Consider the following 22,967-nt stretch of genomic DNA (forward strand, 5'->3'; position numbering starts at 1 on the left):
GGGCCCTTCGGCCTAGTCGGTCACGCTCGCGGGAGAGGGCGCGTCGGCGGGCGCCACGCGTTCGCTCCCGCGACGGGCCAGGGTGATCCCCAGCAGCACGGCGATCGTCACGGCGGCCGGGACCACCCCGATCAGCACGCCGGTCCGCTGGTCGGGTACCCGGTCCGGAGCCCACGGGATCGCCAGGGCCTCGTACCAGCCCTGCCCCTGGATCGGGCCGAACAGGAGCACCAGGCCCACCCACACCTGGAGGGCCAGCGCCCCCAGCAGCATGCGGATCCGGGTGACCCGGCCGATCGCCACCGGCAGCGGGCCCAGGCCCAGCGCGACGCAGAAGAACCACGTCGCGGAGGCCACCAGCACGAGCTGGGCGACCAGTCGCACGGCCAGGCTCGACTGGGCCGGGTCGAACAGCGGGGCCACGTACAGCAGCAGGTAGGGCACCGCGTAGACGGCCAACGCCGCCGCCGGGTGCGCGAGCCTCGCCGTGACCGGGCCCGCGGCGAGCCGCCGGCTGAGCGGCATCGCCTCGTGGAGGGGCGCCAGCGGGACGCCGAGGGCGAGCAGCGCGGGGCCGACCGCGCCGAGCAGCGTGTACTGCAGCGCCTGCACGGAGAACACCGCGGGCCCGTACGCCGCGACGCCTCCCGACGCGCCGTACAGAAGCACCAGCAGGCCCGCGAGGGCTGCGACCGTGCGCCCGACGGGCCACGTCTCGCCCCGCCGGGTCAGGCGCCGCACGCCCGTCAGGTACGCGGCCGCGACGCCGGCGACGGCCAGGACCGCGACGGGGTCGAGCCGGATCTCGGTCAGCACCCGCCACGGGGTCATGGCGGGCAGCGCGTAGCCGAGCAGCTCGTGCTGGCCGTGCACCTCCCCCGCGCGCGGGGGAGGTGTGCGCGACAGCGCGACGGCGAGCGCGACCGTGCAGGTCATCACGCCGATCTCCACGGCGGCGAGCCGCAGGAAGGGCCGGGACGCAGTACCGGCCTCCAGAGCTGCGATGGTCGCGCGGCGGTGGCGGAGGCCGAACCAGCCCAGCGCGACCAGCGCGGCCATCTTGCCGAGCACCAGCAGCCCGTAGCGTGACTGCCAGAACTCCGGCAGGCCGCCGAGCCGGACCCAGGCGTTGACCAGCCCTGAGAAACCCACGGCGACGAAGCAGCACAGCGCGAGGGCGCTGAACCGGCGCACCGCGACGGTCAGGCCGGGCGCGCCGCGCAGCAGGGTCACCAGCCCGAACAGGCCGCCTGCCCACAGGGTCACCGCGGCGATGTGCACCATGAGACTGGAGACGGCGAGGTTGTGGTCCGCCGCCGACGCCGAGTGGCCGACGTACGCGGGCGGCAGCACCGCCAGCACCGCGACGACCAGCAGCAGCGCCCTGCCCCAGGTGCCCAGCGTGAGCGAGGTCGCGGCCGCCACCAGCAGCGCGACCAGCGTCACCAGCAGGAACGCCTGCCCCTGCGGGACCTCCAGCCCGAAGGTGGTCAGGAACCCCGACGCCAGCGCCTCGTCCAGCGGCAGGCCGAGCAGGTCGGAGAGGGTCAGCAGCGCGGTGAGCACGGCGGCGCCCGCCCATCCGACCGCCCACAGGCCCGCGGCGCGGGTGACGCGGTGCCGGGTCTCGCCGTCGTCGGTCAGCACCACGGCGGTCAGCAGGATCCCGATCGTCACGACCGCGCAGACGTCGTGGAAGGCCCGGACCAGCGGGAGCCCGAGCGTGGTGAGGGTGCCGGCCGAGGGCAGGCCGGGGATCTCGGGCCTCGGCCATGCGCCGCCGAACCACATCGCTCCCACCAGCACGCCGAGCGCCACGACGACGGTGAGGGTGACGTACACGGCGGGGCGTTGTCGTGGAGGGGTCGTCATACTCCTGCTTCCTCGCTTAGGACCGCACGGTGCCGAATTTCCCACCCTTGATCAAGTATGTCGCTACATCCCGAAAGTGGCGAGATACCTCTTTTACCGAACCAGACTGCCGCAAGGTGACCCGGCTGACCGGAAACACCGGCTCCCGGCGGAGGCACAGGGGTGGCCCTCTCGGTCGACTTCGCGTACGGAACCCGCGTTTTAGCTGGTCATGGGCTGAACCCGGGCATCGGCAGGCTCCGCCGCGCGTTTATCCGCCCCCGCACCGGACAGTGCCTTGAGTGAAAGAACCGCTCTGCGAAGGAGAGCATCATGGGCGCGGACGACAAGGTTTCCAACAAGGCCGAAGAGCTCAAGGGCAAGGCCAAGCAGGGTGTGGGCGACCTGACCGACGACGACCGTCTCAGGGCCGAAGGCGAGGCCGACGAGTCGAAGGGCAAGCTCAAGCAGGCCGGCGAGCGGGTGAAGGACGCCGCCAAGAACGTCAAGGACGCCGTCACCAAGGACTAGGCATCCGGCGAAACGCCGTCGCGGCGGGCCCCTCTCCACTGAGGGGGCCCGCCGCGACGGCGTTCACACGTCCCCACCCGTCACGGGGCGCCGCGGTCCTCCTCGCCCGCCGGGCGGACGGACGCCGAACGCCGCAGCTTGGCGACCGTGTCGGCCTTGTGCCGGTAGGCCTCGGCGAGCGTGGCCCCCTCGCGCAGGGCCGTGACGACGTCCTCCTCGGCCTCCGCGTAGGCGTAGGAGTCGTCCAGCACGTCCGTGGACGGCAGGGCGACCACACCCGCGCCGTCCATGACGATGAACGTGTCCTCGTCCACGATCACGCCGGCGATCTCCACCGGGTCCCCCACGGAGGCGACGCGCACGGCGGCCCCCGGGCCGGCCGTCGCCTCGTACAGGGCCCAGACCGGCAGGCCGAGGTCACGGAAGGCGTTCACGTCCCGCACCCCGCCCTCCACCAGCAGGCCGGCGGCGTGCCTGGCCAGTGCGGCACGGGTGAGGATCTCTCCCCACACCGCCCCGGCCGCCGCCTGGGCGCCCGCCAGGACGAGTACCCGGTCACGCAGGTCCTCGTCGAGCACGGCGCGCAGCGGCTCCAGATCGTCGTCCGGGCCCGGGGCGAGCCGCACGGTGCGCGCCCTCCCGATGAGGCCCATCGTCGGATGTATGGGGCGCAGTGGGGGGCTGAGCCACCCGCTGAGCCCTCGTAGTTGCAGGACGTCCGCGATCGCGGTGGTAGGCGGAACCACGGATCGATCACCTCTTAGAGAGATTTCTGGTCTTTCCCGACCAACCTGAGGACGGTGGCCCTCGGCTCGATCATCCGGGCCCGGCGCCGCCTTAGTAAACACGGCTACACGAGACGGCCGAACCGGAGGCCACGACCGGCGTACGCCGCCGACGGGCCCGGAGCGGCGACGGCCGACGGTGAGGGCACTTCACGGCGGCGGCCCGGATTCTGACGATCACCAAGGTGACACAGCACACCCGTCGCCTGCACGGAAACGGAGGAAAGCGACAGCCGCCCGGCGACCTCGCCGGCCGCGGAGCGGCGGGTCACTCGCTCCAGAGCGTGCGGACCTCCTCGAACACCCTCTGGTCGTGGGAGATCTCGACGACGTTGCCGTCGGGGTCCTTGAGCGCGCACACGTACCCCACCGGCGGTGGCAGCTCCATCGGCTCCCAGTGCAGGCAGCCCAGCTCGCGGCCGCGCGCGGCGGCCGCGTCGACGTCCTCGCGGCTCGGCACCTCCATGCCCAGGTGGGCGAACGGGGCGAGCTGCGGCTGCCTGACGCCCCTGGCCTCGGCGAACTCGACCAGGACCAGCACGAAGGGGGTCTCCACCTGTTTGTCGTTGGACAACCAGGCGTTGCGCCCGTCCTTGTCGTGGTGGGTGGAGACCACCACCAGCGGCGTCAGGGTCGTGTAGAACTCGACGGCCGCGTCCAGGTCGGAGCTGGGCAGCGCGACGTGCGTCCAGCGCGCCTCCGTGAGCTTTCTGCCGAGCATCGAAGCCTCCCTGAGCCCTCGGCCGCCGCCCGCCGGTGCGCTCGGGCGCCCTTCCAGTCTGCGCCACGGCACCGCCTCCCGGCACCCGCCTCGACGGATGCGCAAAAGGGAGAAATCACCCTTAATGTGACTCGGTGCTAATAGATCCAGGGTTACGGGGTAGGGCGGGGCAAATGTCCGTCGCGACCCGATCCGCCCCTCCGGCACCACCCGCGCTCGTCACCCGCCAGTCCTGGCTCGACGCGCTCCGCGGCGTCGCCGCCCTGGTGGTGGTGTTCGAGCACTCCCTGGACGCCCTCCTGCCGGAGGTCCGCGGCACGGTGAGCCCGTGGTTCGACTTCGGCCAGTACGGCGTGCTGGTGTTCTTCCTGGTCAGCGGCTACGTCATCCCCATCTCGCTCGAAAGGCGCGGCGACGTCCGCGGCTTCTGGATCACCCGGTTCTTCCGCCTGTACCCGCTGTGGGCGCTGGCCGCGGCGCTCGGCGTCGGCTTCGCCCTGGCCGGGGTCTACACCCCGCTCTCGGACCAGGCCGAGCGCGAACCGTGGGTGGCCGCCCTGGCCCACCTCACCATGCTCCAGGACCTGTTCCAGGTCCCCAGCGTCGTGAACGTCTTCTGGACCCTCTCGTACGAGATGGCCTTCTACCTGCTGGTCACCGCGATGTTCCTGCTCGGCGCCCGCCGCGCCGGCACCGGGACCTCGGTGACGCTCGCCGGGTGCGCGCTGGTCGCCGGCGCGCTGGTGCCGGCCGGCCTGCTCTCCCGCTCGTTCGGCACCGGCCCGGTGGTGGTCGCCATGACGGTGACGATGGTGGCCGCCGGGATCGCCGCCGTCCTGGGCGCCGGCCGGCCCACGCGGGCGCGCGGCGCCGCGGTGCTCGCGGTGGCCGCGCTCGCGCTCGTCGTCCTCAACAGCAGGGTGGGGGCCTGGCAGAGCCTGATCATCCTGGCGACGATGTTCGGCGGCACCGCGATCCACCGCGTCGAGCGCTCGGCGGGAGGTGCGTGGGCGCTGTGGGCCATGCCGCTGGTGCCGGCCCTGTCGGTGGCCGCGGCCGTCCTGCACGGCCCGGGCTGGGGGATGACCGAGGCCGGGCAGCAGGCGTTCAAGTGGGGCTGGTCGACCGCCGTGGTCGCGGCCTGGCTGACCTTCGCCGCCGGGCTCGCGCTGCGCCACCGCGCCGTCTCGCCGGTGCTCGCCTGGCTGGGCCTGACGAGCTACTCCCTCTACCTGCTCCACCCCCTGGTGCTCCAGGTGATCAGGAGGGTCACCGGGGACGCGGCGCAGATGCCGCTCACCGGGCGACTGCTGTGGGAGGCGGTCTTCTTCGCGCTCGTGATCGGCGCCGCGGCGCTCGGGTACCGCTTCGTGGAACGCCCCGCGCAGCGCCTCGGCCGCCGCCTCGCGTCCCCGGCCCCGTCCCCTCACGCGCCTCCGGACGTGCGCCCGGACCCGCCGCGGGCCGAGCGATGGCGGGCACGCCACCCGTACTGACCACGGGAAATCCGGATTCCCTGTGAATAGTCCGACAGTAGGCCCCAAACTTCCCCGGCGTGGCTAGACTGGCTCGCGGCTTGCCGGGCGGGTGGATCCGGCGCCTGGAGTCGGCGCGTGGCCTCGGGTCACCAGCCCTGGCCATTTCCGTGGGGACGATGAACGGCGGGCTCGTCGAGACGCGCACAGCCCGGCCCGTGGACGACGGATCCGCGGACCGGCCCAGCGCGGGCAGGTGGTGGAAGCCGTGGCTGTGGTGCCTGGTGGCCGCGGTCGCGGGCGTCGCGGTCGCGGGCGGCGGCACCCTCGTCGGCGCCTACGCCACGCTGAACAACAACATCAAGCACATCGGCGTCGACGCCGATGACCTCGGAGCGCGCCCGGTCAAGACGACCAAGGCGCTGAACATCCTCATCGTGGGCTCCGACACCCGCGCCGGCGCGAACCTGAAGTACGGCCACCGCGAGCCGGGCGAGCGCACCGACACGATCATCCTCGCCCACCTGTCGCCGGGCAGCGACAACGCCCTGCTCATCAGCTTCCCGCGTGACTCACTCGTCCAGCTCCCCGCCTGCCCGCCCCGCCGGGGCAAGCCCGGGCAGCGCCCGCACACCGGCATGATCAACGAGTCGTTCAACTTCGGCGGCATCGGCTGCACCTGGAAGACCGTCGAGACACTCACCGGCATCCACATCGACCACTACGTCAAGATCGACTTCACCGGCTTCAAGAGCATGGTGAACGCGCTCGGCGGCGTCGAGATCTGCGTGCCGAAGGCGATCGACGACAAGAAGGCCCTGCTGCGGCTGCCCGCCGGCAGGCAGACCGTCAAGGGGGAGCAGGCGCTCGGCTACGTGCGCGCCCGCTACAGCCTCGGCGACGGCTCCGACATCGGGCGCATCCAGCGGCAGCAGATGTTCATCGCCTCGATGGCCAAGAAGGCGATGAGCGGCGCCACCCTCGCCGACCCCGCCCGGCTGTTCGGCTTCCTGGACGCGGCCACCAAGTCGGTGACCACCGACCCGCAGCTCACCGTGGGCGTGATGAAGGACCTGGCGACGAGCGCCCAGGGGCTGGCGGCCGGCGACATCCGGTTCGTCACCACCCCGTGGCGGTACTCCCTGACCTGGCCGGGTCGCGTCGAGTGGGTGCAGCCGCAGGCCAGGCGGCTGTTCCACCTCGTCGCGACCGACACCACCCTCAAGGGCTCGCAGATCAGGACCGGCCGCCAGGGCAAGGTGCCCAAGTCGACGGTGGAGGTCGTGGTCCAGAACGGCACCGCGCGGGCCGGGCTGGCGCGCCAGGTCGCCGCCGACCTGGAGCGGCGCGGCTACCACGTCGTCCACGTGGGCGACACCAAGCGCAAGCCGTACCCGAAGACGCTGGTCAGGTACTCGGCCAACGGCCAGGCGAAGGTCCCCACCCTGGCGGGCGACCTGCTGACCTCCCGCCCCAGCCTGGTCGCGAGCGCCACGACGCCCCGGCTGGTGCTGGTGATCGGATCCGACTGGAAGGGGCTCAAGCCCGCCCCGATGTCCGACACCGACCTCAAGGGCATCGACGCCACCCAGGACTCCTGCTCGGGAAGCTGACCCGCTTCAGTGCATTCCGGGCACTCCGGGGGTACGGAACCGGACATGCGTTACTTGCTTTCCGTTACCGGACGAGTACCGTACGCACTGCGTGCGGTCCGGGGGCAGGGGCGTCACACGAGGGCGGTGAACGATGAGGCAGGGTGTGATCTTCGACGTCGACGGCACTCTGGTCGACACGAACTACCTGCACGTGGTCGCGTGGTGGGAGGGGTTCCGGCGACGGGGCCGCGACGTGCCCATGGTCGACATCCACGGAGCGGTCGGGCGCGCCGACCGCTCGCTGATCGACTACCTGGCGCCCGACCTGACGGAGGAGGACGCCCAGGCCGTCTCCGCCACGCACGCGGAGCTGTTCAAGCCCCGGCTGGCCGAGGTGCGGCCGCTGCCCGGGGCGGGGGAGCTGATGCACACGCTGGCCGCCCGGGGGCTGGTCATCGTCGTGGCGACCAGCGCCCCCAAGGACGAGGCCGACCGCCTGATCGGCGTCACCGGCGCGGAGGACGCCGTGTCCGCCCTGGTGCACGCGGGAGACGTCGAGACGTCCAAGCCCGACCCCGAGCCGGTGCGCGAGGCCCTGGAGAAGTCGGGGCTCTCCCCCGACCAGGCGATCATGATCGGCGACACCGTGTGGGACGCGCTCTCGGCCCGCTCGGCGAAGGTGGGCGCCGTGGCGGTGCGGTCGGGCGGCATCGACACGGCCTCCCTGTTGGAGGCCGGCGCGGAGGCCGTCTACAAGGACTGCCACGACCTGCTGCAGCGCCTGGACGACAGCCCGATCGGCCGCCTCCTCGGCTGAGCCCCGCACCCTGCCGGCACCCGTTTCGCGACGCGCGCCTAGATTGTGACGGGGAAGCGCCTCGGGCATCGGATCGGGGCCGGTCAGGCCCGCGTCCCCGCGTGCCGGCGCCGCCGGGCGCCCGCGTGGCGGCGCCGTCCTTCGAACCCGACGGCGCTCCCGGGCGTACTGCCAGATCAGAAGGAGAGTGATCGATATGGCACAGCAGGCGGTCATCGGCGTCACGGGCCTCGGGGTCATGGGCCGGAACCTCGCACGTAACTTCGCCCGGCACGGCTACCCGACGGCCGTGCACAACCGCACGGAGGCGAAGACGAAGGCGCTGGTCGAGGAGTACGGCCACGAAGGGCTGTTCCTGCCCGGAGAGACCATGGAAGCCTTCGTGGCGTCGCTGGAACGCCCCCGCAAGATGGTGATCATGGTCAACGCGGGCAAGGCGACGGACGCGGTGATCGAGGAGCTCGTGCCGCTGCTCGACGCCGGCGACATCGTCATCGACGGCGGCAACGCCCACTTCGCCGACACCCGCCGCCGCGAGAAGGCGCTGCGCGAGCACGGCCTGCACTTCGTCGGCGCCGGCATCTCCGGCGGCGAGCAGGGCGCGCTGGAGGGCCCGAGCATCATGCCCGGCGGCTCACGGGAGGCCTACGAGGCGATCGGGCCGATCCTGGAGGACATCTCCGCGAAGGTCGACGGCGTCCCCTGCTGCACCCACATCGGCCCCGACGGCGCCGGGCACTTCGTCAAGATGGTGCACAACGGCATCGAGTACGCCGACATGCAGCTCATCGCCGAGGCCTACGACGTGCTGCGCCAGGGCACGGGGATGTCGCCCGCCGAGATCGCGCAGGTGTTCCGCACCTGGAACACCGGGCGGCTCGACTCCTATCTCATCGAGATCACCGCCGACGTGCTGTCGCACACGGACGCCGCCACGGGCAAGCCCTTCGTGGACGTCGTGCTCGACCAGGCCGAGCAGAAGGGCACCGGCCGCTGGACGGTGCAGGCCGCGCTCGACCTCGGCGTGCCCGTCACCGGCATCGCCGAGGCGGTCTTCGCCCGCTCGTTGTCGGGCCACGTCGAGATGCGCCAGGCGGCGCGCGAGCTGCCCGGCCCGTCGGTGGGCGGCCTGCCGGCGTCGTTCGGCGACGACGTGGAGCAGGCGCTGTACGCGTCCAAGGTCGTGGCCTACGCCCAGGGCTTCAACGAGATCCAGGCCGGCAGCGCCGAGTACGGCTGGGACATCGACCTCGGCGCGACCGCGACGATCTGGCGCGGCGGATGCATCATCAGGGCGCGGTTCCTCGACCGCATCCGGGCCGCCTACGAGGCCGACCCGAACGTGCCCACGCTGCTGGCGGACGCCGACTTCGCGGCCGAGGTGGGCGCGGCCCAGGAGTCGTGGCGTGACGTCGTGGTGGCGGCGGTACGCGGCGGCGTCCCCGCGCCCGGCTTCGCCAGCTCGCTGTCGTACTACGACGCTCTGCGCGCCGAGCGGCTGCCGGCCGCGCTGATCCAGGCGCAGCGCGACTTCTTCGGCGCCCACACCTACCGCAGGTCCGACCGCGAGGGCGTCTACCACACCCTCTGGGAGCTCTCCGAGCGCCGCGAGGCCCGCGTCGACGTCTGACCGGCCGGCCGCCCGACGGTGAGGGACCGATCTCCCTCAGGACGCCGACGTGGCGCGCTGCTCCTGCTCGGCGATGAGACGGGCGAGGGTGGTGGCGTCGTCGGCGTCCACGGTGCGCCAGACTCCGGCGGCCTCGGCGTCGTCGTCGAACCGGACGCGGGTCGCCCAGAAGCGGCCGGTGTCCGACCGGAAGACCGTCCACCCGGCTGTTTCGGGGGTCGAGAGCCTCATCGTTTACCCTCTTCCCTGCTCGGGGAGAACGCTTGTGGACTAATACATATATGTCGCATTTCTCGCACCGAACCTAACTCGGACCACGCAGCAAAAGCACCCAGAGGCACAGGAATCACCCTTCAGGGTTTCGCCATTTCGCCGTCATCGAACTGTGCGCCTGACATCCGCGCTACCGTCATTGTGAGTATCCGATAACGGCGTGTCACCGTTGCACCGGTGCCGCACCGTCGTTGCCGCAACACGGGGAGTTACCATGACGACCGGTGCCGATCTGCGCGCCGCCCGCACCCGCGCGGGTCTCAGCCTCGGTCAGCTCTCCGCCCGGACCGGCGTCTCACCAGGTCACCTCAGCAGAGTGGAGCGTGGTGACCGTGAGGTCACCCCCGCGCTCCTGCACCGTTACGAGCTCGCGCTGGGCCCGATCCCGGTTCCCGATCCGGCGACGAGAACACCGGATGCAGACGGCCCTTCAACGGGTACCTTCGATGACATGAAGCGTCGGGGCCTACTCTCAGTCATCGCGGCCGCGTCCGTCGGTGTGGCCGCGGGCGAACCCTTGACAAGCTTGTTAGACGGACTGGCGGCCGGTTTACCGGCCCGTGTCGGTTTATCCGAAGTGCAGGCCGTCGAGGCGGCGGCCGATCTCTACATGCGCATGGATCTCGCGCGCGGCGGCAACGGCGCCATGGCCATGGCGCGCGGCGCGCTCGAATGGGCGGTCAGGCTCCAGGGCCAGCCGATGAGCGACGCCACCCGCGAGCGGCTGGCCTCCGCCATCGGGCTGCTCGCCGACCGCCTGGGCTGGGCCACGTACGACCAGGGCCAGATCGAGCCCGCCACCAAGATCCTCACCTTCGCCCTCGACTGCAGCGCGCGGGGCGCCGACCGCGACCTCCGGGCGCACACCATGCTCGACCTGTCGGTGTCCTTCGCCGACATCGGCCGGCCGCACGACGGCGTCGAGATCCTCCGCCTGGCCCTGGGCGACGAACGCATCTCCAGCGCCGAGCGGGCCAACGTCCACGCCGTGGCGGCCCGCCACTGCGCGGCGGCGGGCGACCGCCAGGCCGGCGTGCGGCACATCGGCCTGGCGCAGGAGGCCCTGGCCCGCGCCGAGCCCGCCGTCGCGCCCGACTGGGCCCGCCACATCACCGTCTCCCCCGGCCACCACGACAGCGCGCTCGGCCTGGCTCTGTACGAGCTCGGCGACCACACCCGCGCGCACGAACGCCTGGCCGCCGCGCTCGAACGGCTCGGCGAGGGCCGCACGCGCACCGGCCTGCGCTGCCTCACCCGCGTCGCGGTGCTGCGCATGCGCGAGGGCGACCTCGAAGGCGGCGCGTCCCAGGCCCGACGGGCGGTCGCCCAGTCCTCCGGCGTCCGCTCCACCCGCGTCGCCCGAGACCTCCAGATGATGATCGACGGCGTCCGGCGCTGCGGCATGGCCGACCTCGCCCGCGAACTGGAGCAGTCCATCGTCGCCGCCTGACCGCGGCGGCGACGACGTCGCGGCGGAGGCGGCGCGGGCCGCGTCCCGAGACGGGCGAGCGCGCCCCGGCCGTCTCGGCGTGGCCGGGGTGGACCTTCGCCGGCGGAGGAGATCGGCCGTTCGGCCGACACCGGCGGGCCCCGGGTGCACTAGCCTCACCTGGGTTCCCCGCTTCGCGCGGCCCGCACGGCCCGGATGGTCCGCCGTGCCCCGCGGCCCTCCCCGGAAGGTGTGTTCATTGATCGGCTGGTTTGAGGCGCTCGTGCTCGGCCTGGTGCAGGGACTGACGGAGTTCCTGCCCATCTCGTCCAGCGCCCACATCAGAGTCGTCTCGGCGTTCTTCGGCTGGCGCGACCCGGGGGCCGCGTTCACCGCCGTCATCCAGCTCGGCACCGAGACCGCCGTGCTGATCTACTTCCGCAAGCGCATCTGGGACATCATCACCACCTGGACGCGCTCACTGTGGACCCCCGAGCTGCGGCAGGACTCCGCGGCCCGCATGGGCTGGTACGTCATCGCGGGCAGCATCCCGATCGGCGTCCTGGGGCTGACCTTCAAGGAGCAGATCGAGACGACCGTGCGCGACCTGCGCCTGGTGGGCGCCTGCCTGATCGTCTTCGGCCTGCTGCTGGCGGTGGCCGACCGCATGGCGCGCAACGAGCTGACCCTCGACAAGCACCTGAACCTCCCGCACGCCCTGACCTACGGCTTCGCCCAGGCGCTGGCCCTCGTGCCCGGCGTCTCGCGCTCCGGCGGCACCACGGGGGCCGGGCTGCTGCTCGGCTACCGGCGCGAGGAGGCGGCGGAGTACTCCTTCCTGCTCGCCATCCCCGCCGTGCTCATGTCGGGCGCGCTGGAGCTGCTGGAGATCGGCGAGGGCCACGCCCCCGCGTGGGGCCCGACGATCCTCGCCACCATCGTGTCGTTCGCGGTCGGCTACGCGGCCATCGCCTGGTTCCTCAGGTACATCAGCACCCACCGCTTCACTCCTTTCATCATCTACCGGGTGGTCCTCGGCCTGCTGGTGATCGCCGCGGTGAGCTTCGACCTGATCCCGGCCATCTGAGCACCGCGCCGCCGCTGAGCGTGTCTCGACAGAGTCAGTAACATTTTCTGATTCATCCCGTTAAGATCTGTTTTGATCATCATTTCTGAGCGGGGAGCGATGCTGACGCTGTGGTACGACCGTCCCGCGGCGGGGCCGGATGAGCACGACGCCTGGCAGCGCCCCGCCCTGCCCATCGGCAACGGCCGGCTCGGGGCGATGGTCTTCGGCGGCGTCCGCGACGAGCGCCTCGTTCTGAACGAGAGCACCCTGTGGACGGGCGGCCCGGGGTCGCGGCACGCCGGGCCGGGCTCCTACCAGCCGCTCGCCGACCTTTCGCTCACCGTCGAGACGCCGGGCGCCGTCTGCGGCTACCGGCGGGAGCTCGACCCGCGGACGGCCGTAGCGTCGGTGCGCTACACGGCCGGCGGCGTCGTCTTCGTCCGCGAGCACTTCGCCAGCCACCCCGCCCAGGTCGTGGTCGTGCGGCTGACCGCCGGCCGTCCCGGCGGCGTCACGCTCGTCGTCCGGCTGACCGGCACGGCCCCGTGTCACACCGGGGGCGTCCGCGTCGCCGGGGCCGGCCTCCTGACCCTGCGGGGGGCGCTGGAGGACAACGGGCTCCGGTTCGAGTGCCAGGTCCGCGTACTGAACGAAGGCGGCGACCGCGCGGACGCGGAGGGCGCCGTCACCGTGACCGCCGCCGACGCCGTCACCCTCGTGGTCGGCGCGGGGACCGACTACGCCGCCGCGCACCCCGCCTACCGGGGCCACGACCCGCACGAGCCGGTCACCGCGCGCATGGACGCGGCCGGCGCGCGCGGCTACGCCGCGCTGCGCGCCGAGCACGTCGCCGACCACCGCCGCCTGTTCGACCGGGTGCGGCTCGACCTCGGGCAGGGCGCCCCCCTGCACGCGGCGGGTCCGGCCGGCCGGGAACCCGCCCTCCCGGGAGCCCACGCGGCGGCGTTCCCCGACGGCCCGGAGACGGCACGATCGGGCGGCCCGGCGACCGCACCGGCGGGTGGCCAAGGGAGGGCACCGGCGGGTGGCCGGGAGCCGGCACCGGCGGGTGGCCCGCGGACGGCGCCGGCGGACCAGCCGGCGGTCGCGCCCCTGGATCGGGCGCTCGCCGCGTACGGCGGCGGGGGGCCGGGCGACCGGGCTCTGGAGGCGCTGCTGTTCTCCTACGGGCGTTACCTGCTCATCGCGTCGGCCCGCGAGGGGTCGCCGGCGCCGGCCGGGCTGCGCGGCGGCCTGTGGCGGGACGGGGCGGGCCCGCCGTGGACCGCCGCCGGGCATCCGGCGCTCACGATGCCGATGAGCCACTGGCCCGCCGAGGTCACCGGGCTCGGCGAGTGCGCGGAGCCGCTGTCGCGCCACCTCGGCGCGCTGCGTCCCCCGGGCCGGGCCGCCGCCGAGGCGTCCGGCGGAACCGGCTGGCTGACGCACGCCGTCACCGACCCGTTCGGCTTCACCGGCCCCGCCGAGGGGACGGGTGGCACGCGCGCGATCACCGGCCCGTTCGGCCTCACCGGCCCGGGCGCGGGGACGAGTGGCACGCGCACGGTCACCGGCCCGTTCGGGCCCACCGGCCCCGGCGCGGGGACGGGCCCCCGGTTCCCCGAGGGGGGCGCCTGGCTCGCCCAGCACGCCTACGAGCGGTTCCTGTTCGGCGGGGACGCCGCCTACCTGCGTGACCACGCCTACCCCCTGCTCAGGGAGGCGGCGGAGTTCTGGCTCGACCGGCTGGCCGGCGACGGCGGCCTGCTCGGCCCGTCGTCGGACGGCGCGGCGAGCGCGCAGCAGATCGTGTGGGACCTGGTGGCCAACACCGTCGAGGCCGCGGAGTTCCTGGGGCTCGACCCCGGCTACCGCCTGCTGCGAGCCCTCGGCGAGCTCGACGAGGGCCTGCGGGTCGGCGCGGCCGGCCAGCTCCAGGAGTGGCGGGACGACCGGGAGGACCCGTGGGCCGCCGACCCGGGCGTCCTGCACCTGTTCGCGCTGCATCCGGGCCGCAGGATCCGCCCCTGCACCCCGCTCGGCGAGGCCGCGCGGGTGACGCTCGAACGGCGCGGCGACGGCGGGCCGTGCTGGAGCCGGGCCTGGAAGATCAGCCTGTGGGCCCGCCTGCTCGACGGCGACCGGGCGCACCGCCTGCTCGCCGGGCAGATCGCCGACGCCGCCCGCCCCGGCCCGCGCGACGATCCGCCCTTCCAGGCGGCCGGGGTGCTCGGGACCACGGCCGGGATCGCCGAGATGCTGGTGCAGAGCCACGCCGGGGTGGTCGACGTGCTGCCCGCGCCGCCGTCCGCGTGGCCGCACGGCTCCTTCGACGGGCTGCGCGCCCGCGGCGGCCACACCGTGGGGGCCACCTGGGTGAACGGCGAGGTGGCCGAGGTCCGCCTGACCGCCGGACACGACGGCGAGGTCCGGGTGCGCAACGTGGCCTTCCTCGGCGGGTGCGGCGCGAGCGTGCCGTGCGCGGTGGAGGCCGACACCGCCGTCGTCCCGGCCAGGGCGGGGCACACCTACCGGCTCACGCCCGTCCGGTGACCCCGCGCCGCCCGGCGCGAAGCATCCCCCCGGCCATGGCCGAACGGCCACAGGTGACACCGCGCCACGCGGCGCGAAGCATTCCCGGCCATGGGGCGGAACGGCCACAATCGCATGCCGGTAGGGCGATGCGAGCCGCCGGGCGAGGCGACTGTGGGAGACTGCCGATTTGCTGACTTGTTGGGCTATCGCCTGCGGAGGGCTTTGCGATGGGGACTCCAGGCCAGCTCGTCGTCAAGCGGTACCGGCTCGTGCGGGCGCTGGGCCAGGGCGGCATGGGCATGGTCTGGGAGGGGCACGACACGCTCCTCGACCGGCCGGTCGCGGTCAAGGAAGTGCTCATGCCGCCCCGGCTCGACTCCCGGCGCCAGCTCGACCTGATCCACCAGACCTCCCGCGAGGCCCGCACCGCCGCCAAGCTCAACCACCGCAGCATCGTCCGGGTCTTCGACGTCGCCGACGAGGACGGCCGGCCCTGGATCATCATGGAGCTCGTCCCCTCGCGCTCGCTCGACCGGGTGATCGGCAGCGAGGGGCCGCTGTCGGTGGCACGCGCCGCCGTCATCGGCAGCGGCGTGCTCACCGCCCTGTCGGTCGCGCACGCCGCGGGCGTGGTGCACCGCGACGTCAAGCCGGCCAACATCCTCATCGGCTACGACGGGCGCATCGTGCTCAGCGACTTCGGCATCGCGACGACGCTCAACGACCCGAACGCGCACCGCGGCGGCGCCACCGGCTCGCCCGGCTTCCTCGCGCCCGAACGCGTCCAGGGATCACCCGCCGCGCCGGCGTCCGACCTGTGGTCGCTCGGCGCGACCCTCTACGCCACGGTGGTCGGCAGGCCGCCGTTCGGCAGCGGCAGGGGGCCGCTCGCCTCGCTGCTCACGCTGGACACCGAGGTCGCCAAGGCCCCGGCCGAGCTGCGCCCGGTGCTGGCCGGCCTGCTCGTCGCCGACCCCGTCAAGCGCATGGGCGCCGAGGAGGCCAAGCGGCTCCTGGACGCCGTCGTCACCCCGCCCGCGCCCGTCACCGTGCGCATGGGGGACGCCGCCCGCACCAAGCTCCTCGCGGGGGTGGCGGCGGCCGTGGTGGTCGCGGGGACGGTCGGCGGCTGGGCCGTGCTGCGCCCCTCCGGCGCCGCCGGCGCCGAGCCCGGCGCCTCGTCCCCCTTCGCCGCGCCGACCACGGCTCCCACCACCACCCCCACGACCGCCGCCCCCTCGCCGACGGCCGGGCTGCCGCCGCTGCGGTGGTACGACGCCGGGCAGGGCTGGCGGGCTCGGGTGCCGCGGGGCTGGCGGCTCACCAAACGGCAGGGCTCCTTCACGTGGGCCGCCAGCACGGGCACCGCCTACCTCGGGCTCCAGGTGTTCGACCGGCGCGGGCGCGACGCGCTGACGCTGCTGCGCGAGACCGAGACGTCGCTGTCCGGCGCCGTGCGCGAGTACCGGCGGATCCGCCTGGAGAAGGCTCCGGGGCGTGACACGGCGGAGTGGGAGAGCACCTGGACGGGCCCTGGCCACCACCCCTGGGCGGTGTCGGGCGTGGACTACCACGAGGTGCGGCGCGTGGTCGTCAGCGGCGACCGGGTCAGCGTCATCGACTTCGCGGCCGTCCGGTCGGAGTGGGAGCGCCTGCGGCCGACCATGCGGGCGGTGCTGAAGTACTACCGCCCCCCGGCCCCCGGAGGCTGAAAGCGCGCCCCGGCCCCGGAGGCCGACGCGCCCCGGTCCCCGGAGGCCGGCGGCGCGCCCCACCGCACCGCCGGGCGGGCGGAAAGTCCTCCGGTGCGGCGTCTGACGGGCGGCGTCCCCGCGACATGACCGGCTGACGACGCTCGGTAGTTGCAATGGTTTTCATAATCATGTTGGATCCGTGCTTATGAGAGTTGCCTTCGTGGGCAAGGGCGGAAGCGGCAAGACCACCCTGTCCTCCCTCTTCGCCCGGTACGCGGCCCGTCAAGGGCACCCGCTCGTGGCCGTCGACGCCGACATCAACCAGCACCTGGGGCTGGCCCTGGGCCTCGGCCCCGCCGACCTGCCCGCACCGCTGGGCGCCGCCATCACCGAGATCAAGGACTACCTGCGCGGGGACAACCCCCGGGTGCCCTCCGCGGCCACCATGGTGAAGACCACCCCGCCCGGCCGGGGCTCGCGCCTGGTCGGCATCGACGACGCCTTCTTCGCGGAGCGGCACACGACCCGCGTCCAGGGCTTCGGGCTGATGGTCACCGGGCCCTTCGAGGAGGACGACCTCGGCGTCGCGTGCTACCACTCCAAGGTCGGCGCGGTCGAGCTCTTCCTCAACCACCTGGTCGAGGGCCCCGACGAGTTCGTCGTCGTCGACATGACCGCCGGGGGCGACTCCTTCGCCTCGGGCCTGTTCACCCGGTTCGACATGACGTTCCTGGTCGCCGAGCCCACCCGGCAGGGGGTGGGCGTCTACCGCCAGTACCGCGACCACGCCCGCGACTTCGACGTGCCCATCGCGGTGGTCGGCAACAAGGTGCACTCGGAGGCCGACGTCGCCTTCCTGCGCGAGCACGTGGGTGACGACCTGCTGGTGTGCTTCGAGCACTCCCCGGCGGTCCGCGCGATGGAGCAGGGCAGGGCCCTCACCCTCGACGACCTCGAACCGGCCAACGAGGAGGCCCTCGCGGTGCTCCTCGGCCGGGTGCGCACCCAGGAGAAGGACTGGGAGAAGTTCGGCCGCCAGACGATCGAGTTCCACACCCGCAACGCCAGGGCGTGGGCCAACCGCGCCACCGGGGAGGACCTCATCGGCCAGATCGACCCCGGCTTCGTCTTCGGGCGCCGTCCCGCCGTCATGGCCTGACGACGACCTTGACCGCCATCTTGACGAAGTGGTCGGCGCCCACGTGACTGTCCCCCTCGCGCCACCTGCTGTACAGCCGACGTGACGCCTAACGTCGGATTCGTCCTTCCGAGAGGAGAACACAGCATGTCGCTCACCGTTCCCAACGAGCTACTCGACCAGGCCAGGGCCGGCGACGTCGACGACGAGTCGTTCCTCGCCTGTGTCCGCGACTCCCTGCCCTACGCTTGGGCGCTGGTCACCGAACTGGTCCAGCGACGCCAGGAGACCGGTGCCGAGTTCGCCGACAACGAGGTCCCGCCACCTGACGAGGCGGCTCGCGGCCAGTTGCTGCGCTGCCTGGCCAGCGACGCCATGCGCGGCGCCCTCGAACGTCACTTCGGCGTGCGTCTCGCCTTCCAGAACTGCCACCGCGTCGCGGTCTTCGACCCCGCGGCCGAGAAGGCGCTCGCCGAGTTCACCACCGCACGCGCCCAGATCCTCAACCAGCGTCCCGACCTCGTCGACTGCTGAGGCGCGCTCCCGGGCGACCGCAGGCTCCCGCGGCCTCACCCGCGCCACGGGAGCCGTGCGGCGGCCGGCGCGGTCGCCCGCGCCGGCCGCCTCTCACCCCGTTCCCCGCCGGAAAACCTGGTGCCCCTGGTCACCCCGTTCCCCCCGGAACGTTCGGCGCCCCGTGCTCACCCCGTCCCCGTCGACGTCCCCGTCCCCGTGGTCGTGCCGTGGGCCGCGCGTGCGAGCGGTCAGCTCTCCTCGGTCTCGTAGATGTAGTTCCAGCGGCCGCAGGACTTCTTCTTGTCGAACTTGTCGTTGTAGTAGCACACCCGGACCTGGATGCTGTCGACGTCGTGCTCGTAGAAGTGGAAGTAGCGGGCGCCGTGGGACCCGCACTTCTTGGCGAAGTAGGTCGACTCCTCGCCGTCCTCGTCCTCGAACTTCACCTGCGTGTAGCCGCACAGCCACCACGGGGAGTGCTTGTCGTACAGCTTGCCGTCGACGTGCATCCGGCCCTTCTTGTCCTCCCAGACGTGGCCCTTGGCCTTGGCGCGCGAGCCGTTGTAGTACTTCGAGTAGTAGGAGCCCCAGGAGTCCTCCCAGCCGAACCCGGAGGCTGTGGTGGGAGCGGTCGCGGGGGTCGTCACGGCACTGGCCGAGGCGGCGGCGGGCACACCCACCGCGATGACGGCGGTGACGGCGGCGAGGCCGAGCGTGGTGCGGAGCGAGCGGCGCATGTGGTTCTCCTGAAGCTGAGGGTTCCCGGTTCTTCTGCTCACCGGGGCTTGTGCTCTAGTGATAGAGCCCTCCGCCTGCAGGCCGCTTACAGCGGGCTTATGTCCGCCTGCAAGGCACTTGAGGCGGCCCGCCGGATCCGGCCGGAATGCCGAATCCGGGTCGATAGCCGCATATCGCACGTGACCGCCCCCGCGAGGGGCCGCGCCCGATTGCCCCCAGCCTGACCTCGAATGCTCAACGTGAGATTGAAGAGCAATCAACACGCGGCTTAACGGGAGGCGTTCGCATAGGGATATACCAACGGGGGATCTATCATTTGCCCAAGAAACCGCGCAAAGGCTGGAGATTTCGAAGAATGGCTGGTCAGGGAGGACAGGCTGGCCTGAGCTTCGCCGTGCTCGGGCCGGTGCGCGCCTGGCTGGACGGCCGGGAACTGGAGCTGGGCACGCCCCTCCAGCGCTCCATCCTCGCCATGCTGCTGCTGCGCGAGGGCCGCGCGGTCACCCCCATGGAGATGATCGACGCCGTCTGGGGCGAGGACGCGCCGCCGCGCGCGCTCGGGGCGCTGCGCACCTACGTGTCCCGGCTGCGCGCCGTCCTGGAACCCGACCGGTCGCCGCGCACCCGCCCGGAGCTGCTCACCTCGGTCGGACGCGGCTACGCCCTGCGCCTGGAGCCCAACGCCCTCGACCTGGCCCTCTTCGAGCACCGCGTCACCGCGGCCGAGGCCGAGCGCCGGGCCGGCGACCTCGCCGGCGCCGCCGAGACCGTGCGCGGGGCGCTCGCCCTGTGGTCGGGCGAGCCGCTCGCGGGCGCCGTCGGCCCGTACGTCGAGAACCAGCGCGGCAGGCTCGTCGAGCGCCGGATCGGCGTGGTGGAGACCCTGATGGAGCTCGACCTCGAACTGGGCAGGCACGCCGCCGTCATCCCCGAGCTGATCGCCCTGACGGCCGAGCACCCGCTGAGGGAGCGGCTGCGCGGGCAGCTCATGCTGGCCTACTACCGCTGCGGGCGCCAGGCCGACGCGCTGGCGGTCTTCACCGACACCCGGCACGCCCTGGTCGAGGAGCTCGGCATCGACCCCGGCCGCGAGCTGGCCTCCCTCCACCAGCGCATGCTCGCCGCGGACGCCCGCCTCGGCTGGGAGGAGGCCACCGGCCCGGCGCGCGCCGACGGGGGGCGCGCTCCCGCCGCCCCGGGCACGGCCGGCCCGGGGCCCGGCGACCACACACACGAGGCGGCGGGCGGGCAGGCCGAGGCCGGCAAGCCCGAGGAGGAGCACCCGGCGCCACCGGAGATGCCGCGCCCGGCGCAGCTGCCCGCCGCGGTGAGCGACTTCACCGGGCGCAAGCAGGTCGTCAACCGGATGCGCACGCTGCTGACCAGCGCCACCGGCAGCGACGGCATGCCGGTCGTCGCCGTCTGCGGGATCGGCGGCGTCGGCAAGACGGCGCTCGCCGTGCACGTCGCCCACTCCCTGCACGAGGTCTTCCCCGACGGCCAGCTCTACGCCGACCTGCGGGGGCACGGCGACGAGCCGCCCGCGCCGGAGTCGGTGCTGGCCGCGTTCCTGCGCGCCCTCGGCACGCCCGTCGACGTCATCCCCGACGGACTGGCCGAACGCGCCGCCCTGTTCCGCTCGCAGCTCGCCGAACGGCGCATGCTCGTGCTGCTGGACAACGCCCGCCACGCCGAGCAGGTCGAGCACCTGCTCCCGGGCACGGCCGGGTGCGCGGCGATCATCACCAGCCGAGCGAAGCTCGCCGACCTCCCCTCGGCCCGGCTGCTCGACCTTGAGGTCATGGAGCCGGAGGAGGCGCTCGGGCTGTTCTCGGCCGTCGCCGGCCCCGAGCGCGTCGCCGTCGAGCGTGCCGCGGCCATGGACGTCGTCGCCATCTGCGGCTTCCTGCCGCTGGCCGTCCGCATCGTCGCCGCCCGCCTGGCGGCACGGCCCGCCTGGACGGTCGCCTCGCTGGTGCCGCGGCTGGCCGACGAGCACCGCCGCCTGGACGAGATGCGCGTCGGTCACCTCGCGGTGAACGCCACCTTCTCGCTGGGGTACGGTCACCTGGAGCCGGGCCAGGCCCGCGCGTTCCGGCTGCTGTCCCTGCCGAACGGCCCCGACATCTCCCTCCAGGCCGCCGCCGCCGTGCTGTCCATGAGCGTCATCGAGACCGAGGACATGCTGGAGTCCCTGGTGGACGTCAGCCTGCTGGAGGCCCCGGCTCCCGGCCGCTACCGCTACCACGACCTGCTCAAGCTCTTCGCCCGCAGGCAGGCCGAGGTGAGCGAGGACCCCGCGGCGTGCGCGCTCGCGCTGCGCCGGCTGCTCGGCTTCTACCTGGCGTCCGCGCAGGCCGCGCACCGCCTCGCCTACGAGGGCAGCGTGATCGCCGACCACCTGGCCGTGACCGGCGCGTACGGGCGCGCCTTCGTCGGCGCGGAGGAGGCCGTCGCCTGGCTCACGGCCGAGGCAGAGACCCTGTTCGGGGCGATCGGCCAGACGGCCGAGTCCGGCCCCACGCCGCAGACGCTGCTGCCCGCCGCCGACCTGCTCCTGGCCATGGAGCCGCTGCTGGAGTCCGGGGCCTACGTCAGGGAGTTCGCCGGCCGGACCGCCGTCGTGCTGGCCGCCGCGCGCGCCATCGGCGACCGGGCGAGCGAGCTGCGCTGCCGGTACGTGCACGGCCGGGTGCTGTTCGGGGCCAACCAGCTCGCCGCCGCCGACGAGCAGTTCCGGGCGGCCCTGGAGCTGGCGGCCGCCACCGGCGACCGGATCGTCACCGGGGAGCTGCAGAACGGGCGCGCGGTCGTCGCAGGCCGGCAGCGCCGCCACGAGGACGCGCTGGTGCTGTTCGACTCCGCGCTCAAGGCGTACCGGGAGATCGGCGCGGCGGCGGGGGAGGCGCTGGTGGCCAGCTACTCCGCCCGTGACCATCTGGCGCTCGGCCACCCGGAGGACGCCATCGCCGCCGCCGAACGCGGCCTGGCCATCTTCACCGAGCTGGGCAGCGGCGCGGGCATGGCCCGGGCCCGATACCACCTCGGCATCGTCCTGTCCCGGGTCGGCCGGCTGACCGAGGCGGTCGTGCACCACGCCGAGTGCCTCGACTTCTTCCGCGCCGGCGACCAGAAGGTGTGGGAGCAGCGCGTGTGCTGCCGTCTCGCGGAGACCTTCATCGCCGCCGAGCGGTACAAGGACGCCGCCCGGCACGCCGAGCAGGCGCTCACGCTCAGCAGGGAGATGGGCCACCCATACGGCGAGGCGCTGTCGCTGACGGTGCTAGGCCGGGCGCTGGCGGGGCTCGGCAGCGTCCGGCGCAGCGGCGACTGCCTGAGGCGCGCCTTCGAGATCTTCACCCGGCTCGGCTCCCCCGAGGCCGACGATTTGCGCGCCCTTCTGAAGCTCGACCAGCTCAGCGATTAGGTCGCGCACCGTGCCGCTGAAGGGGTCGTCGTCCAGCCGCGTCATCCACACGTGGTTGATCACCTGTTGGCTCACCAAGTTCCGTCGAGGTCGTCGTCCGGGAGTCGTGGGTGCCCGGCCGGCCGTCCGCCGCCGCGTCGACGCCAGGGGGCCCGGTACCTTCAGGAGGCGTCCCGCGGCGGCACGGCCGCCTCACGAAAACGACGACGACCGGCCGGGCGTGGCACGGAGTTCGAACCCCTCAACCTCCGTGCCCACGACACCAGCGTGCTCGGGGCGGTTCAACGTCGGATCAACAGCCGATGAACACCCCCGGCCAAGCGCTCCGACCAGCCGGGACGCCGGGCGGGCAAGCGGCTCGCAAGTGCCGGTCAAGGGTGCGCGGGTATCAACGGGGTGTAAGAAGCCCGCACCGGCTCTACAAGGAGCGGATCCTCGATGCTGATCCCCTGTTTCGCGTGTGAGTCCAGGTTCCGGCCGGACGAGTACTTCCTCGCCTGCCACGACTACAACCGCGGCATGGATCTGGTGGCGTGGACCTGCCCCCGGTGCGGCAACCGGGACGACCTGCGGGTGCTGCCCGGCGCCCTGGGCTTCGGCTACCCGCGCAGCGGCCGGTTCGACGTCCACGACCGCTTCCACGTCCCCGGCCTGCGCCGCCAACGCGGCGACCTTCGGCTGGACATCTCCCTGGACAAGGAGGTCTGGCGCGTCCCCACCCGCCTCCGTCAGGCCGCCTGACC

At 73.1% G+C, this 22,967-nt stretch carries 18 protein-coding genes; 13 read left to right on the forward strand and 5 right to left on the reverse strand.

Annotation, left to right across the window (positions count from 1 at the left end):
* Positions 1–12: 12 nt before the first annotated feature.
* Positions 13–1,872 carry a cytochrome c oxidase assembly protein gene (locus PYR91_RS08540; protein ID WP_279778742.1) on the reverse strand — a complete coding sequence of 620 codons (1,860 nt, stop codon included), beginning with the start codon at positions 1,870–1,872 and terminating at the stop codon, positions 13–15.
* 312 nt (positions 1,873–2,184) lie between these two features.
* Here PYR91_RS08540 and PYR91_RS08545 point away from each other — a divergent pair, with 312 nt between their 5' ends.
* On the forward strand, positions 2,185–2,382 hold the full coding sequence (locus PYR91_RS08545; protein WP_279778744.1) for a CsbD family protein: 198 nt from the start codon (positions 2,185–2,187) through the stop codon (positions 2,380–2,382).
* An 80-nt stretch (positions 2,383–2,462) separates the two neighbouring features.
* Here PYR91_RS08545 and PYR91_RS08550 read toward each other — a convergent pair whose 3' ends face one another.
* Both PYR91_RS08550 and PYR91_RS08555 read right to left on the reverse strand, forming a co-directional pair.
* Positions 2,463–3,128 (reverse strand): RraA family protein, encoded by a 666-nt coding sequence (locus PYR91_RS08550; RefSeq protein WP_279778745.1) that lies wholly within the window; start codon positions 3,126–3,128, stop codon positions 2,463–2,465.
* A 307-nt stretch (positions 3,129–3,435) separates the two neighbouring features.
* Entirely contained in the window at positions 3,436–3,888 is a 453-nt protein-coding gene (locus tag PYR91_RS08555) for a VOC family protein (protein ID WP_279778747.1), read from the reverse strand.
* A gap of 173 nt (positions 3,889–4,061) precedes the next feature.
* On the opposite strand from PYR91_RS08555, the gene PYR91_RS08560 reads away from it, so the two are divergent.
* The 4 genes from PYR91_RS08560 to gndA all read left to right on the forward strand — a co-directional run bounded on the left by PYR91_RS08560 (position 4,062) and on the right by gndA (position 9,405).
* Positions 4,062–5,384 (forward strand): acyltransferase, encoded by a 1,323-nt coding sequence (locus PYR91_RS08560; RefSeq protein WP_279778748.1) that lies wholly within the window; start codon positions 4,062–4,064, stop codon positions 5,382–5,384.
* Positions 5,385–5,581: 197 nt separating this feature from the next.
* Positions 5,582–6,976: an LCP family protein gene (locus PYR91_RS08565; protein ID WP_279778749.1), complete on the forward strand. Its 1,395-nt coding sequence runs from the start codon at positions 5,582–5,584 to the stop codon at positions 6,974–6,976.
* A 133-nt stretch (positions 6,977–7,109) separates the two neighbouring features.
* On the forward strand, positions 7,110–7,775 hold the full coding sequence (locus PYR91_RS08570) for an HAD family hydrolase (RefSeq protein WP_279778750.1): 666 nt from the start codon (positions 7,110–7,112) through the stop codon (positions 7,773–7,775).
* Positions 7,776–7,971: 196 nt separating this feature from the next.
* Positions 7,972–9,405, forward strand: a complete 1,434-nt coding sequence (gndA, locus tag PYR91_RS08575) for an NADP-dependent phosphogluconate dehydrogenase (RefSeq protein ID WP_279778752.1) — start codon at positions 7,972–7,974, stop codon at positions 9,403–9,405.
* Between the two features lie 36 nt (positions 9,406–9,441).
* Here the strand turns inward: gndA and PYR91_RS08580 are convergent, their stop codons facing one another.
* Complete coding sequence (locus PYR91_RS08580; RefSeq protein WP_279778753.1) at positions 9,442–9,636, reverse strand: hypothetical protein; 195 nt, start codon at positions 9,634–9,636, stop codon at positions 9,442–9,444.
* Between the two features lie 619 nt (positions 9,637–10,255).
* Here PYR91_RS08580 and PYR91_RS08585 point away from each other — a divergent pair.
* From PYR91_RS08585 to PYR91_RS08610, 6 genes are all read left to right on the forward strand, one after another.
* A complete protein-coding gene (locus tag PYR91_RS08585) occupies positions 10,256–11,128 on the forward strand; it encodes a hypothetical protein (protein ID WP_279778754.1) in 873 nt (290 codons plus the stop codon).
* Between the two features lie 229 nt (positions 11,129–11,357).
* Positions 11,358–12,194 carry an undecaprenyl-diphosphate phosphatase gene (locus PYR91_RS08590; RefSeq protein WP_279778755.1) on the forward strand — a complete coding sequence of 279 codons (837 nt, stop codon included), beginning with the start codon at positions 11,358–11,360 and terminating at the stop codon, positions 12,192–12,194.
* A 72-nt stretch (positions 12,195–12,266) separates the two neighbouring features.
* Positions 12,267–14,729: a glycoside hydrolase N-terminal domain-containing protein gene (locus tag PYR91_RS08595; RefSeq protein ID WP_279778756.1), complete on the forward strand. Its 2,463-nt coding sequence runs from the start codon at positions 12,267–12,269 to the stop codon at positions 14,727–14,729.
* Positions 14,730–14,938: 209 nt separating this feature from the next.
* Positions 14,939–16,423, forward strand: coding sequence for a serine/threonine-protein kinase (locus PYR91_RS08600; RefSeq protein ID WP_279778757.1), 1,485 nt, complete (start codon positions 14,939–14,941; stop codon positions 16,421–16,423).
* Between the two features lie 187 nt (positions 16,424–16,610).
* The gene (locus PYR91_RS08605; RefSeq protein WP_279779233.1) at positions 16,611–17,564 is read left to right on the forward strand and encodes an ATP-binding protein; all 954 of its coding nucleotides are present in this window, start codon (positions 16,611–16,613) and stop codon (positions 17,562–17,564) included.
* Positions 17,565–17,690: 126 nt separating this feature from the next.
* Positions 17,691–18,077 (forward strand): SCO5389 family protein, encoded by a 387-nt coding sequence (locus PYR91_RS08610; RefSeq protein WP_279778758.1) that lies wholly within the window; start codon positions 17,691–17,693, stop codon positions 18,075–18,077.
* A 230-nt stretch (positions 18,078–18,307) separates the two neighbouring features.
* Here PYR91_RS08610 and PYR91_RS08615 read toward each other — a convergent pair whose 3' ends face one another.
* The gene (locus tag PYR91_RS08615) at positions 18,308–18,796 is read right to left on the reverse strand and encodes a hypothetical protein (protein WP_279778760.1); all 489 of its coding nucleotides are present in this window, start codon (positions 18,794–18,796) and stop codon (positions 18,308–18,310) included.
* 356 nt (positions 18,797–19,152) lie between these two features.
* On the opposite strand from PYR91_RS08615, the gene PYR91_RS08620 reads away from it, so the two are divergent.
* On the forward strand, positions 19,153–22,224 hold the full coding sequence (locus tag PYR91_RS08620) for a BTAD domain-containing putative transcriptional regulator (RefSeq protein ID WP_279778761.1): 3,072 nt from the start codon (positions 19,153–19,155) through the stop codon (positions 22,222–22,224).
* A gap of 438 nt (positions 22,225–22,662) precedes the next feature.
* Complete coding sequence (locus PYR91_RS08625) at positions 22,663–22,965, forward strand: hypothetical protein (RefSeq protein ID WP_279778763.1); 303 nt, start codon at positions 22,663–22,665, stop codon at positions 22,963–22,965.
* Positions 22,966–22,967: the final 2 nt, after the last annotated feature.

It is taken from the genome of Sphaerisporangium sp. TRM90804 (assembly GCF_029846175.1).
Classification (GTDB): domain Bacteria; phylum Actinomycetota; class Actinomycetes; order Streptosporangiales; family Streptosporangiaceae; genus Sphaerisporangium.